Raw genomic sequence first — 14,776 nt, forward strand, 5'->3', positions numbered from 1 at the left:
CCCGCGGAAAGCGAAGTCTTCCACGGAAATCAAAAGCGGTAATTAGCAGCGATTCTAAAGATTACTTTATTAATTTATATTAAAGAAAGCCTACAGAGGAGAAAGGTGATAAACATGTACCTAGGTGTGGATTACTACCCCGAGCATTGGGACAAATCACTCATCGACGAAGACCTTACCCGCATGAAAGAAATGGGCGTCAACATGATACGCATCGGCGAATTCGCCTGGCACCTCATGGAAAAACAAGAAAATACCTTCGACTTTTCATTCTTTGATCACGTCATCGCAAAGGCAAAAAACCAAGGAATTAGCGTCATGTTCGGAACCCCGACTGCCACATTCCCGGCATGGCTTGCGAAAAACCATCCTGATATCCTGATCGAAGATATCAACGGAAACAAAAAGGCATTCGGCGGCCGCCGTCAATACTGCTTCAACTCAGAAACCTATGAAGCATACTCCCTGCGCATCGTCGAAAAACTCGTGAATCACTACAAGGACGAAGAAGCGATTGTGTCATGGCAAATCGATAACGAATTTGGACATGAAGGCAGCGACATGTGCTACTGCGGCAAATGCCGGGATGCGTTCCAGCGTTTCCTTGAAAAGAAATACGGTTCAATCGATGAACTCAATGAGCGCTGGGGGACGATTTTTTGGGGACAGACGTATAATGACTTCTCTGAAATCCCTGTACCGAAAGTGACGGTCACCGTCCATAATCCGGCGATGATGCTTGATTGGGCACGTTTCCGCTCGGCGTCACTTTCGGGATTCGCTCATAAACACATCGAGCTCGTCAACAGACTGAAAGGAAAGCACCAGACCGTCACGACGAACCTGCCGGGCGGATTTTTCGATAAGTGGTTCGACCACAACGAATTCTCAAGGGAGCTTGATTTCGTGTCCTATGATAATTATCCGGTGTGGGGCGGCTTGAAGGAGCCGATCTCTCCTGCCCACCTTTCGATGACGCTCGATTATGTCCGGGGCTTGAAGAAGGAGAATTTCTGGATCGTCGAGGAATTGATGGGGGCACAGGGTCATGACATCATCGGCTACCTGCCTCGTCCGAATCAGGCAAAGGCATGGGCATGGCATGCGTTCGCCCACGGCTGTTCCAATATGCTGTTCTTCCGCTGGCGCGGGATGAATAAAGGCGCTGAGCAATACTGTCTCGGGATCCTTGATGCCAACAACCGGACGACACGCAAGTACAAGGAAGTACAGCAATTTTTCAGTGAAGTGAAAGAGCATAAGGCGCTGTTTGATGCACCAGTGAAAGCGGATGTAGCGCTTGTATACGATTTTGATACGATCTGGTCATGGAGGAATCAGCAGCAAAACGGAAGCATCGATTACACGGAAGAGATCCTTCGTTTATACGAACCGTTCCATAAGCAAAATACGTCCATCGATGTAATCAAATACGATCAGGACTTCTCCGATTATAAAGTGCTTCTTCTTCCGGTGGCGAAAGTGATGGACCCTGAATTGGCCGGTCGTCTCGAGGAATTCACAAAGAACGGGGGAACTGTCGTCATGTCCTACCGTGCAGGTGTAAAGGACCGCGACAATAATCTTGTATTTGGAAAAATGGTTCCTGGAGAGCTTTCCGGATTTCTGGGCATCGAAGTCGAAGAATCCGAGTCCCTGCAGGCGGGTGAGTCAGCCCCTGTAGTCCCTGTCGATGGCGGGGAGGCAACAGAGGCGGTCTACTGGCGCGATCTCGTGAAGCCGCTGACGGCACGCACGCTGCATCGCTATGATGACCGTTTCTACAATGAATATTCCTGTGTGACCGAAAATGATTTTGGCAAAGGTAAAGCCTATTACATCGGGGCAGGTGTTCAACAGGAAATCATGCATTCTCTGGCAAAAACGATCGCATCATCCTCCGGTCTTCAAACAGTCGAGTCCAACCCTGGTGTGGAGATCATCACAAGAACGGCTGAAGGAAAAGACTATCAGGTGATCGTGAACCATAACGGCTGCGAAGAGACATTCAATGACCTCGAGCTTGCGCCGTATGAATGCCGCATCATAGAGGTGTAACGGGTTGGATATCAGAAAAGAAATATTCGGAGAAATCGAAGGAAAGCAGGTCGACTCCTATTCGTTAAAAAATGATCACGGAATGGAAGTTTCCTTCATTACGTATGGAGGAACTGTGACCAAGATCCTTGCACCTGACCGGAATGGGTGTCTTGAAAATGTCGTCCTTGGATTCGACACACTGGACGAATATATCAAACACACCCATTATTTCGGTGCCATTGCCGGAAGGGTCGCCGGCCGGATCGGTAACGCCCGGTATTCCTGGAACGGGAAAACAGTGGAACTGACTCCGAACGAAGGGCGCAATCACCTGCACGGCGGGAGTATTGGTTTTAACCATGTGATATGGAATGAAGAAAAAGTAAGTGTAGCAGCCGACAGGGTCAGCGTGACCATTTCCTATTACAGCCGGAATGGAGAAGAAGGCTATCCAGGCAACTTGAAGGTGGATGCCTCCTATACCCTGACGGATAAGGGCAGCTTCCTTATTGAATATCAAGCTGAAACCGACAGTGATACACCGGTCAACCTCACCAATCACAGTTATTTCAACCTTAGCGGTGATGCAAAGTACCCTATATTGGATCACACTTTGCAGATGGAAGCGGACGCATACCTTCCGCTGACAGAAGAAAACCTGCCGACGGGAGAGATTCGACATGTAGAAGGGACGCCGTTTGACTTCCGGCAGCCGCGCACCATTCTAGAAGGGATGGGAGAGTCGGAAGAAACGAAAGATGGATATGACCACCCCTTTGTTTTAAAAAAGGATGGAAGTGTCGTGCTTTCACACGCAGGGAGCGGCAGGACGATGACAGTCGAAACCGACCAGAAATCCGTCGTCCTCTACACCGGAAACTTTCTAACAGGTGAGCGACTCAGCGGTGGCGGCACGGCAGGCAGGCATAAGGGACTCTGCCTCGAAACCCAAGGCTACCCCGATGCCGTCAACCACCCGCATTTCCCATCAGTGATGGTCAAAGCGGGGGAGGTGGACAGGGCTTCCACCGTGTATACTTTCGGTGTAAAAGAATAAAAAGAGAAGGAATCCGCAGCCAGAGTCAGGCTGCGGATTTTTCTATGATCATTACCTTAATGGAATAATAGTTTCTTCTCTGGAATTACAGGGGATAACTGTAATTTCAATCGATGCTGTGCCATAACAAGAATTTCTGTAAAAAGTTATTTTGTATCTAACCGGTTCCAGCTGTTGATTGGAGCGGAAGAAGAAGACTCCTGCGGGAGAAGTGGCCAATGTGAGACCCCACAGGAGCGCAGCGACGAGGAGGCTCACGGGTCACCCGCGGAAAGCGAAGTCTTCCACGGAAATCAACAGCGGCATTAAAAAAGAAAATGAAAAGGTTTTCTGCTAATCGTTTTATTCAGAATTAATTGGGTAACTTTATAATAAATACCAATAACCACTTATACTGAGCAGGAGGGAAACGATGATCAGCCAAACACGTGACATTGTCCAGAAATCTCTGGACGCTTTACTGGAAGATGAACACTTTTTACCGGAACTGCAAGGGGAAGCGAGGGAACAGGCTTTCACCTCGCTGACAGCCATTCTGTCCACCCCGAATCATGTACATAAATCTTTCCTGAGGGTGCCGCTGGAAAACGGGCGGGTCGACCGCATTCCAGCTTTCCGGGTGCAGCATAACAATGCACTTGGTCCTTATAAAGGCGGGATCCGGTTTCACGAATCAGTCAATGAAGACGAAGTGGTGAACCTTGCGTCGCTCATGACCCTTAAGAACTCCCTTCATGACGTGCCGTTCGGGGGAGGGAAAGGCGGCATCATCATCAATCCACGGGATTATACGGACAAAGAGCTGAACCTGATTGCCAAGAAGTATGTCCAGTACTTCAGTGATGTCATCGGCCCCGATAAGGATATCCCCGCGCCCGACATGGGATCCGGGGAACGCGAGATGGACTGGATGATGTCCGAGTATAAAAGCATCCATCCGGGCTATCCTTACAGGGGAAGCTTCACGGGTAAAAGCGTCATAAATGGAGGTTCACTGGGACGCAGGGAAGCGACCGGCAAAGGTGTATTTTTTACGTTCCGTTATATGATTCACGATTTTATAAAAAACCAAAAGAATCTGCTGACGAAGACGGATAATGTGTTTGCCAAGACTGCCTTGCAATATGAAGGAAAGCCGCTTACCATTTCCGTGCAGGGATTCGGAAATGTCGGATCTGTCGCAGCGCTTGAAGCCTACCAGTCCACTCATCTGCAGAACAAGGTCGTCGCTGTCAGCGACAGGAACGTGACGCTTTACAACAGTGACGGTCTGGATATTCCCGCATTGATCGAATTTACGATGAGAAATAAAGGAGACCTGCCGACAACCCCTGAACAATTGAGGGAAATCGATGCGAAAGCCGAAATATCAGGTCGCGAAGATGTTCTGTATTTGGATGTGGACGTCCTCATCCTCGCCGCCCTCGAAGATCAGATCCATAAAGACAATATGGAAAAAGTGAAGGCGGGAATCCTCGTCGAAGGAGCGAACGCCCCTGTCACGACGGAAGCCGACAAATTCTTGAGTGACAAGGGAGTCATCATCGTACCTGATATCCTCGCCAATGCCGGCGGTGTCATCGTCTCTTATTTCGAATGGCTGCAGGGGCGGGAAACCCAATTCTACTCAGAAGACGAAGTGTTCCGGCTCCTATATGAGAAAATGCAGGCGACGCTGGATACGGTCCTTCCGCAATTCTTCGGGGACCCATTCCCGCTCCGCCAGAACTGCTACATCCATTCCGTGACCAAACTATCGACCATCCTTTACAGACAAGGAAAACTTTATTGAATTAACGCATCGAGGGACGGGCCTTTAGCAAGCTAAAGGCCCGTCCCTCACTATGTTTAATTGAATGTCTATCGGGAAAAGGATTTATAGAAAGACATTCATTACTTTGAAAGGAGAGATTTCAGCATGGCAGAACGCAATGCAAAGAAGCTTCCGTATAAAGGGATCAACACGGAGAAGAACAATGGATTGACAGATACACAGGAAGTTTTATGGGCGAAGGAATTTAAACGCGCGACGAAGGCTGGATATCCCGACGAAGTGAAGAGTGAACGCGGATAGGATTTTTGTTTTTGGATTGCGACCCTGTGGATCGTGCTGGTAAGGTACGGTTTATGGGGTTTTTTTGTTTGGATACTAGGTACAAAAGCAGTTTAGCTTTATCATCATCTCCATTGAGCTAAATCTCACTCTCGAATAAATGGAATCTTTTTCATTTTCCAAGTTAGTAAAATCCTTTCATTATGACCTCAAAATGAACTTCTTAAAATATCCCCAAATAGTGAAAATCAATTACCCACAAATCCCTTTACCTTCACCTCTCCAGCACTTTACTAAAATAATAAAAATTTTAGTAAAAATATGATTGACTATTTTCTGATAATTTACTAAAATCTTAAGTAAGATGTAAACGCTTTCTAATGAGTGTTTTGTTTTTTCTGGTAAAAGAAAACGATTACAACTCTTTTAATCTAAGAAACCAAGGGGGACAAAGGGTATGAAGAAATTATTCATGATGATGAGCATTATTGCCACATTGATCATTGCAGGCTGCAGTTCCAGCAGTTCCGGTGGCGGCAAGGATGGGGAAGTGACATTGACGGCGTGGGCTTGGAATGTAAACGTGGGAGCCTTGAACGACGCAGTGAAGGAATATCAAAAGGAACATCCGAATGTGAAACTGAAAGTGGAAGACATCGGGCGTTTAGATGTGTATGACAAGCTTTCAACCGGACTTGCAGCAGGAGGCGTCGGGCTTCCTGACATCGTCCTGGTGGAAGATGACCGCATCCAGGGGTATGTGCAGGCATTCCCTCAAGGGTTCCTGGATCTTTCAGAAAAAGGATTTGGAGATCATAAAGACAAATTCCCTTCTTTTAAAAACGACCTCGCACAGGTGGATGGCAAGTACTTCGCCATGCCGTTCGATGCGGGTCCGGGGGGAATGTTCTACCGCAGAAGCCTGTTTGAAGAAGCGGGAGTGAAGGCAGAAGACATCGAGACATGGGATGACTTCCTCGAAGCCGGTAAGAAAATTAAGGAAAAGACCGGTTCCTATGCAATGCCGCTGGATATGTTCAAAGATGATCCAACGTTCCGGATGATGCTGAACCAGCAAGGTGTCTTCTATTATGACAAGGATGGGAACATCGATTTGACCAGTCCTGAAGCCGTAAAGGCAATGGAAATGCAGAAGAAATTTGCTGATGCCGATCTCATTAAGAATGTAGACGGGTGGAACGGTGTCGTTTCTTCAACGGTCGACGGATCCGTGGCGACGATTCCATTCGGAGCCTGGTATTACGGAACGATCATCGATCAAGCGAAAGACACAAGCGGGGACTGGGGAGTATTCAAGCTGCCTGCCTTTGAGGAAGGCGGAAACCGTGCGTCCAACCTTGGAGGATCCAGCTGGATGATTCCTGCCGCTTCTGAAAACGCAGATGCTGCTTATGATTTCATGGAGTATTTTGCAACGGACAAAGATACCCAGATTATGGCGATGGAAGACTACGGTTTATTCCCATCCCTAAACACTGTTTATGATTCTGAAGTATTTAAAAGTGAAGACGAATTCTTCGGTGGTCAGAAGATCTGGGAACTGTTTGCAGAAGAAATGAAGGATGTACCTACTGCATATTACACAAAAGACTATTCTGTGGCACTTGATGAAGCCATCAAGGCACAGGCAGATACATTCAACGGCACAGATCCTGAAAAAGCACTAAAAGCAGCAGCGAAACGACTAGAAGACCGTACTGAACGTAAAGCAAACTAGAAACTCGTTTACGAGATGAAAAGAGAGAGAGATTTAGAGCCAAGAGGTTCTTCTGGTGATCTAGGTCTCTCTTTTTTTATAACAATTATTGTATCCAGCTGCGGCAGCTAGAGGCTCGAGATAAGTCAAGCATACCAAAAAGGCAAAAACCGCCTTTCCAGTATGCTCGCCTTATGCTTGTCGCCTCTGAACGAGCCGCCTCCGCTTTAAAATTCTGCAAGAGAGAAGGATGATGTATGAAGTCAAAGACATATATCCCATATTTATTTATCGCACCAGCCGTCATATTGTTCAGCATCTTTATGCTCTATCCGATCATTTCATCGCTGATCCTCAGCTTTCAGACCGGACAAGGAGCCAACCTGACTTTTGTCGGGCTGGACAATTACAAACGGTTGTTATCGGATGAAATTTTCCACACCGCACTTAAAAATACTTTTATTCTATTAATCATTCAAGTACCTATCATGGTCCTGCTGGCACTTGTGCTGGCTTCATTATTAAACTCGGCACTGCTTCGCATGAAAGGGTTTTTCCGGGTGACATTCTTCCTGCCGGCCGTCACTTCATTGGTCGCCTACTCCATCATTTTCTCCATCATGTTGATGAACGACGGGGTGGTCAACCAGCTGCTGACGTCCCTTGGATTCAAGGCAATCCCCTGGCTGAACGACCCTTTCTGGGCAAAAGCTTCATTAATCATCGCGATGACATGGAGATGGGTCGGGTATAACATGGTCATTTACCTGGCCGGCCTTCAAAATATTCCCGAGGAGCTTTACGAAGCGGCAAGCATGGACGGGGCATCCAGGGTCCGTCAATTCTTTGCCATCACGATCCCTCAGCTGAAGCCGGTCATCTTGTTTACAGTCGTTTTATCGACGATCGGAACACTGCAGCTATTCGATGAGCCATTCGTATTGACGAAAGGCGGGCCGAGTGATGCGACGCTGACGATCGGGATGTATCTGTATCAAACGGGATTCCGCTTCTTTGATTTTGGTTATGCTTCAACGATTGCGTATGTGATTGTCGTCCTTATTGCGATCATGACGTTTATACAATTTAAGATAACGGGGGATCAAGAATGAGACAGTCTAAAATAGGAAAGAAAATCGGTTTATATAGTGTTCTGGCCCTGGGTGCTCTTGTTTCTCTTTTCCCGTTTTACTGGGCGGCGATCGGAGCGACGAATGAGAGCGGTAAGATGTTTTCCAAGCCTCCGGTCCTCACGCCGGGTGAGAAGCTTGCAGAAAATGTCCAAAATCTGAATGCATCGATCGATATTGGAAAAGTGATGTTCAACTCCCTATTCATCGCGATCGTTTACACGGTATTAAGTTTATTGATCTGTTCGATGGCAGCCTATGCGTTTGCCAAGTTTCGTTTTAAAGGCAGAAACATCATCTTTGGTATCTTCCTGCTTTCGATGATGGTGCCTTACCATGCTACCATTATTCCTTTATTTAAAATGATGGCGGGATTCGGCTGGCTGAATACGTATCAGGCCGTGATCCTTCCAAACCTGGCATATCCTTTTGCCATTTTCCTGATGAGGCAGAATATGCTTGCGTTTCCGACCTCGTTGATCGAAGCGGCGAGAATCGACGGCTCGGGTGAGTGGAAGATTTTCTTTAAAATTGTACTCCCATCCATGAAACCGGCGCTGGCAGCAACGGCGATCTTCTTGTTCCTTTATCAATGGAACAGTTTCCTTTGGCCGCTGATCGCTCTATCGTCCAATGATATGTATACATTCCCGGTCGCTCTGTCCAGTCTATTTGGGCTTTCCCGGATCGATTACGGCCAGGTCATGGCAGGGGTGACGATTGCAACCATTCCAATCATTATCTTCTTCCTGGCACTGCAGCGTCAGTTCATTTCGGGAATGCTTGGAAGTGCTGTGAAATAAGAAAGGATGCTTCAATATGCCAATCTATGTGACGGAAAAAAATAGACAATTTCATCTGCAGGGAAAAAACGTCAGCTATATCTTCTCAGTAATGGAAAATGAACAGCTCGGACAGCTTTATTTTGGAAAAAAAGTGAAACACCGCGACGATTTTTCCCATTTGCGTCAGCTTCCGTCAGAGCCGTTAGGGAACGCTTCATTTCCTTATGAGGGAAATCAGTTTTTTTCTCTTGAATTCTTGAAGCAGGAGTACCCCGGCATTGGGACAAGTGATTACAGGGAACCTGCTTTTGTCCTGAAGCACGAGAATGGAAGCAGGACGTCTCAATTTACTTTTAAAAAATATGAAATCCTTAATGGGAAACCGGGGCTAGAAGGTCTGCCCGCGACCTATGCAGAGAGTAAAGATGAAGCACAGACGCTGGTACTTACATTACAGGATATGACGGCAGGACTCGAGATGGAGGTGTTCTATACGGTATATCATGAGCGGGATGCAATCATTCGCAGCGTGAAGCTCCGGAATGTGGGGGATGAACATGTGGTGATCGAGCGCTTACTCAGCGCCTCGGTGGACCTCCCGCATTCAGAATTTGAATTCATCCATCTTCATGGTTCGTGGATACGCGAACGCCATGTGGCAGCGAGTCCGCTCCGCAAAGGGCTGCAGTCGATCGACAGTAAAAAAGGTGTATCCAGCTCGATTCATAATCCATTCTTCGCGCTTAAATCTCCGAACACGACCGAATCGCAAGGGGAAGTATACGGGTTCAATCTTGTTTACAGTGGGAATTTCTTCGGTGGTGTCGAAGTCGATCATTATGATACATCCAGGGCGCTGATCGGGGTGAACCCATTCGGTTTTGAGTGGAAACTTGAAAGTGGAGAGGTTTTTCAGACGCCTGAAGCGGTCATGGTATATTCCGATCAAGGTCTGAACGGAATGAGCCAATGCTTCCACCGTCTCTATGAATCACGGCTTGTGAGAGGAGAATGGCGCGAGAGGGAAAGACCAATCCTCATCAATAACTGGGAAGCCACGTATTTTGATTTTAATGAGGAAAAAATCCTTGAGATCTGCAGTGCCGCCTCCGTACTGGGGATCGAGCTGTTTGCTCTTGATGACGGCTGGTTCCTTGGACGTAATGACGATACAACTTCCCTGGGTGATTGGAAAGTTGACCGCAAGAAGCTGCCGGGTGGAATCGAAGGGTTGAGTGGAAAAGTCCTGGAGGAAACGGGAATGAGCTTCGGCCTTTGGGTGGAGCCTGAAATGATTTCCGAAAAGAGTGAACTGTACAAAGTCCATCCAGACTGGGTGCTCGGCGTGAAGGACCGCCCTCTTTCACACGGACGGAATCAATTCATCCTTGATCTGTCAAAGCAGGAAGTGGTCGATTATTTAGAAAATACACTTTCAGCGATTCTTTCTTCGTCCCAAATTTCTTATGTAAAGTGGGATATGAACCGGAATATGACGGAAGTGGGATCTGACTCTGTTGGCGGCGACCGCCAGGGAGAAGTCGGCCACCGGTACGTGCTGGGTCTCTATCAGCTTCTTGAAAGGCTGATCACCAAGTTCCCGCACATCTTGTTCGAATCCTGTGCAAGCGGAGGGAACCGTTTCGACCCGGGCATGCTTTATTACATGCCGCAAACATGGACCAGTGACAACACCGATGCGATTGAACGTTTGAAAATCCAGTGGGGAACCTCGCTCGTTTACCCGCTGTCATCGATGGGGGCGCACGTATCGAGCTGCCCGAATCACCAGACAGGCAGGTCGACTCCGCTTGATACCCGGTTCAACGTCTCTATGTTCGGGGCGTTCGGTTACGAACTAGATGCCACTCAATTTACAGAGGAAGAAAAACAGGAAGTGAAAAAGCAGGTTCGTTTTGTAAAAGAAAACCGCAAACTTCTCCAATTCGGCTCATTTTATCGATTAATAAGTCCCTTCGAGAACGACGACACTGCCTGGATGGTCGTCGATGTGCAGAGAGGTGAGGCCATCGCGGCTTTCTACCGGACATTGGCCGTTCCGAACCCATCCCTAAAACGGATCAGGCTGCAGGGGTTGAACCCGGATGCATTGTACGAAATCGAAGGGACCGGCCAATCAGTGCATCGGGCATACGGCGATGAACTCATGAACATCGGGCTGCTGATTCCCCCTATGTTCAGCGGGACCGTCATCACTGAAAACACGATGATAAAAGGCGATTATCAATCATTAGCCTGGAAGTTAAAGGAAGTCCGATAAGAAATCCCCATATTGATGGAAATCCAGGCTGATTTGTTTTAAAGTAAAGAGTGGTATGAATTTAAGAACAGGGTTGACCAACTTTTTTAAAATGAAAATGTTTTGAATAATAAACTGGCTCCAGCTGTTGATTGGAGTGCAAGACGAAGACTCCTGCGGGAGAAGTGGCCAATGTGAGACCCCGCAGGCTTGCCGAGGAGGCTCACGGGTCACCCGCGGAAAGCGAAGTCTTGCACGGAAATCAACAGCGGCTTTAGAAGAGCATTCAAAATAACAATCAAAATGCAAGAGAGAAGTAAGTCGAGCGGCCCGCTTCTCTCCCAGGAAAAAAGCATTAAAGGGGGAAGTGGGATGGCCACTTTAAAAGACATAGCACAAAAAGCGGGAGTCTCACTGGCGACCGTTTCAAGAGTTCTGAACTATGATGCTTCACTGTCCGTAACGGACGAAACAAAGAAGAAGATTTTCCAAATCGCCCAAGATATGAATTACAAAACCTTGAGGAACCGCAAAGATCCTCAGCAAATCAGCGACCGCCTCCAATTCGGCCTAGTATACTGGTACTCCGACCAGCAGGAAATGGCCGACCCATACTACATGGCCGTCCGCAACGGGGTGGAGCGGGAGTGCCAGGACAGAAACATCGACCTGGTCAAGCTATTCAAAAACGGCAATACAATCGACCCTACCAGGCTTTCAGAGCTGGACGGCATCATAGCGGTCGGTAAGTACAGCCAATCCGAGATCGATTCTTTCGAGAAAGCGGCCCGCCAGCTGGTACTCGTCGATTACTCACCATCAGATGATTATGACTCCGTGGTCGTCGATTTCAGGAAAGCGATGACCGAAGTGCTTAATTATCTCATGAGCCTCGGCCATGAACGAATCGGCTACATCGGCGGGAAGGAGTACGTCCTGGAAGAAGAACCGATAAGGGACGAACGGGAAACCACCTTCCGCGAATACCTCTCTTTGAATGGACTTCATAATCCAGCCTTCATCTGGACGGACGGAAACTTCACTTCAGAGAGCGGCTACAGCCTAATGAAGGAAGCGTTGAAAAAGGAAGATGTCCCGACAGCTTTCTTCGTCGCATCGGATTCGATGGCAATCGGAGCGATTCGTGCCCTCCATGAAGAAGGGATCGCCATCCCGGACGAAGTGTCAATCGTCGGCTTCAATGACATTGCCACGTCCAAATTCCTGCAGCCATCCCTGACGACGGTGAAGGTCTACACCGAATTCATGGGAGAATCAGCGGTAGAACTGCTCCTCGACCAGATTCAATCAAAGCGCGAATTAGCGAAGAAAGTAGTGGTACCCGTTCATTTGGTGAAACGGGAAAGCTGCAGTGAAATGAAAGTCAGATAAAGAAATGCTCTTTTTGGATGCTGGATCCAGGAAGGGCTTTTTTGTTTGGTTTTTCCGGAGAATCTGAGCCTGGCTCAAATAGGTGGAATCGAGCCAGGCTCAAATACACGATTTTGAGCCTGGCACCGAGACGGGAGCCCGGTGCCAGGCACAATTCAGTATTTTTGTGCCAGGCACAGAACACCAACATTGTGCCTGGCACCACAAAAAACTCCACTCACTAAAACTTTTTTCATCCAACGGTGTCCTTTTCCTTCCTCCATCCCTATATAAAAGGTGAAAGGAGGTGAGGCACAATGGCAACAGCGGATTTGAAAGGAACAAAGCTGAGATTTGCGTTTAACGACGGGCTGGATGAGAAAGGCAATGCGAAGTATAAGTACAAGTCGTACAGCTACATTAAAGGCTCGGCTACTCCGGATGAGATGCACAGCGCAGCTCAATCATTGGCAGGTCTTTCCGAGAAAAACTTATTCAACGTAGAAAAGATTCAAAACTTTGATATCAACGCGTAATGAACGTTGAAATTTGATGGAAAGGAGGAGATTTCAAAATGGCAAAGGTACTCGAACTTCAATTTAAAACGGAAACCGGGAAGTCGGCGAAAATCAGCGTCAATGATCCGATCGACCCGATCGATACAATCCAGGTGAAAGCGGCAATGGACAACCTGATCGCAACCGGCGTATTCGGCAGCTCAGGCGGTGTACTCACAGGCGTCGAAGGTGCACGTGTAGTTGAACGTAATGTGACGGATTATGAAGTTTTATAATAAATGATCGCAGCCCTTCTCGAAATCTAAATTGAGAGGGGCCTTTTAATGTGTGCCCGGCATGGGCGATAACTCGGTGGTGAAAGTCCACTACAGGCTTGGCAGTAGGAACTGTTAGCGAATGACAAGGCTGTCCTCCGCGAGAGAGCAGAAAACATCGTGGTATAGACCGAAAGATGGCTGTCTATAGAAGGATAGGTTGGAAACCGAAAGATATATAGAAGCGCTCAAGATGTCGACATGGATATGAGAGAACAAGATGGTATGAGAATCATTGTAGAATCATCGCAGAACACAATATATGGTCAGCCTATGAGAAAGTTCGTAAGAACAAAGGAGTCCCTGGAATTGATGGTATGACAGTGTATGAACTTCATAAGCATGTAGATGAAAATATGCCATCAATTAGAGAATCAATTGTAGATGGCACCTATCTGCCACAACCCGTTAAACGCGTCGCGATTCCCAAACAGGATCGCTCAAAGGAACCTTGGAATACCGACGGTCTTAGACCGTACAATCCAACAGGCAATCCTTCAAATCATCGAGCCGATCATAGACCCGTACTTCTCGAATCATAGTTACGGTTACAGGAAAGGCAGAAATGCTCACCAAGCCATCGAGCAAGCTCAGCGATATTACGAAGAAGGTTATAAAGTAGCAGTCGAGTGTGACTTGAAAAGTTATTTCGACACTATCTATCATCAAAGGCTACAAGCGTTTCTCGAGGAATTCATCCCGGACCAAGCTGTATTAAAATTAATCTGGAAATTCCTCCGCTTTGGAATCCTGGATAAAGATACCTACATCGAGACAATGGAAGGTGCTCCGCAAGGAGGACCACTCTCACCTCTTCTCGCAAATGTATATCTCAATAAACTGGACAGTGAACTTGAACAAAGAGGGTATCGTTTCATCCGGTATGCGGATGACTTCGTCATCTTCGTTAAAAGTATACGTGCTGGTCAAAGGGTGTTTGAATCCACCACTAAATTCGTTGAAGGTAAGCTCGGCCTGACCATAAATCGCAAGAAGAGCAAGGTCGGAGGGGCAACTACCTGTACCATATTAGGCTTTCACATCCAGAATCTGATGGGAAAGTAGGTTGCCGACCTTCCAAATCTGCCCAACTACGTCTGAAGCAAAAGCTAAAGATTCTGACGAGTCGGAAAGACCCGGTACATTTGAGGAGATTGTGACAAAGATTAATCAAGTGACAACCGGGTGGATTAACTATTATGGAAAGTCAAGAATGAAGAATTTTATTCAAGATACGCAACAATGGTTAAACCATCGACTGAGGCAGTTGATTTGGAAGAGATGGAAGAAGGTCGGCACGAGATATCGTAAACTTCGTAAATATGGCATCGACCAAGACAATGCGATGAAACTAGCCAATTCCCGCAAGGGATACTGGAGAGTCTCTAAGAATGAGATTATCCACCGAGCATTATCAAACAAAAAGCTCACAGAATGGGGACTGAAAGACATGTCCTCACTCTATGAACGTAGATACTTAATAGATTGAACCGCCGTATACGAGACCCGTAAGTATGGTGGTGTGAGAGGT

General features: G+C 47.3%; 13 protein-coding genes and 1 pseudogene. All 14 read left to right on the forward strand.

The genetic code is table 11. The features are described 5' to 3' along the window. Window positions 1–114 precede the first annotated feature (114 nt). The 14 genes and pseudogenes from AAEO50_RS01320 (at window position 115) to AAEO50_RS01385 (ending at window position 14,734) form a co-directional block, all read left to right on the forward strand. Complete coding sequence (locus AAEO50_RS01320) at window positions 115–2,058, forward strand: beta-galactosidase (protein ID WP_341979589.1); 1,944 nt, start codon at window positions 115–117, stop codon at window positions 2,056–2,058. 4 nt (window positions 2,059–2,062) lie between these two features. Further along, window positions 2,063–3,097 (forward strand): aldose epimerase family protein, encoded by a 1,035-nt coding sequence (locus tag AAEO50_RS01325; protein WP_341979591.1) that lies wholly within the window; start codon window positions 2,063–2,065, stop codon window positions 3,095–3,097. 174 nt (window positions 3,098–3,271) lie between these two features. Next, a pseudogene (locus AAEO50_RS01330) lies at window positions 3,272–3,453 on the forward strand (hypothetical protein). A gap of 56 nt (window positions 3,454–3,509) precedes the next feature. Beyond that, window positions 3,510–4,889, forward strand: a complete 1,380-nt coding sequence (locus AAEO50_RS01335; protein ID WP_341979593.1) for a Glu/Leu/Phe/Val dehydrogenase — start codon at window positions 3,510–3,512, stop codon at window positions 4,887–4,889. A 126-nt stretch (window positions 4,890–5,015) separates the two neighbouring features. Next, entirely contained in the window at window positions 5,016–5,171 is a 156-nt protein-coding gene (locus AAEO50_RS01340) for a YfhE family protein (RefSeq protein WP_341979595.1), read from the forward strand. Between the two features lie 436 nt (window positions 5,172–5,607). Further along, a complete protein-coding gene (locus AAEO50_RS01345) occupies window positions 5,608–6,888 on the forward strand; it encodes a sugar ABC transporter substrate-binding protein (protein WP_341979597.1) in 1,281 nt (426 codons plus the stop codon). Between the two features lie 236 nt (window positions 6,889–7,124). Beyond that, complete coding sequence (locus AAEO50_RS01350; RefSeq protein WP_175990203.1) at window positions 7,125–7,979, forward strand: carbohydrate ABC transporter permease; 855 nt, start codon at window positions 7,125–7,127, stop codon at window positions 7,977–7,979. Continuing rightward, a complete protein-coding gene (locus AAEO50_RS01355; RefSeq protein WP_341979601.1) occupies window positions 7,976–8,800 on the forward strand; it encodes a carbohydrate ABC transporter permease in 825 nt (274 codons plus the stop codon). Before AAEO50_RS01350 ends, AAEO50_RS01355 begins: the two co-directional genes overlap by 4 nt. Window positions 8,801–8,816: 16 nt before the next feature. Then, a complete protein-coding gene (locus AAEO50_RS01360; RefSeq protein WP_341979603.1) occupies window positions 8,817–11,063 on the forward strand; it encodes an alpha-galactosidase in 2,247 nt (748 codons plus the stop codon). Window positions 11,064–11,414: 351 nt separating this feature from the next. After that, window positions 11,415–12,434 (forward strand): LacI family DNA-binding transcriptional regulator, encoded by a 1,020-nt coding sequence (locus tag AAEO50_RS01365; protein ID WP_341979605.1) that lies wholly within the window; start codon window positions 11,415–11,417, stop codon window positions 12,432–12,434. Between the two features lie 296 nt (window positions 12,435–12,730). After that, window positions 12,731–12,949, forward strand: a complete 219-nt coding sequence (locus AAEO50_RS01370; RefSeq protein WP_341979608.1) for a DUF1659 domain-containing protein — start codon at window positions 12,731–12,733, stop codon at window positions 12,947–12,949. Between the two features lie 38 nt (window positions 12,950–12,987). Beyond that, window positions 12,988–13,206: a DUF2922 domain-containing protein gene (locus tag AAEO50_RS01375; RefSeq protein WP_341979609.1), complete on the forward strand. Its 219-nt coding sequence runs from the start codon at window positions 12,988–12,990 to the stop codon at window positions 13,204–13,206. A 423-nt stretch (window positions 13,207–13,629) separates the two neighbouring features. After that, a complete protein-coding gene (locus tag AAEO50_RS01380; protein ID WP_341979611.1) occupies window positions 13,630–14,310 on the forward strand; it encodes a reverse transcriptase domain-containing protein in 681 nt (226 codons plus the stop codon). A gap of 91 nt (window positions 14,311–14,401) precedes the next feature. Next, on the forward strand, window positions 14,402–14,734 hold the full coding sequence (locus AAEO50_RS01385; RefSeq protein ID WP_341979613.1) for a group II intron maturase-specific domain-containing protein: 333 nt from the start codon (window positions 14,402–14,404) through the stop codon (window positions 14,732–14,734). The last annotated feature ends 42 nt before the right edge of the window (window positions 14,735–14,776 follow it).

The organism is Rossellomorea oryzaecorticis (genome assembly GCF_038405515.1).
GTDB lineage: Bacteria > Bacillota > Bacilli > Bacillales > Bacillaceae_B > Rossellomorea > Rossellomorea oryzaecorticis_A.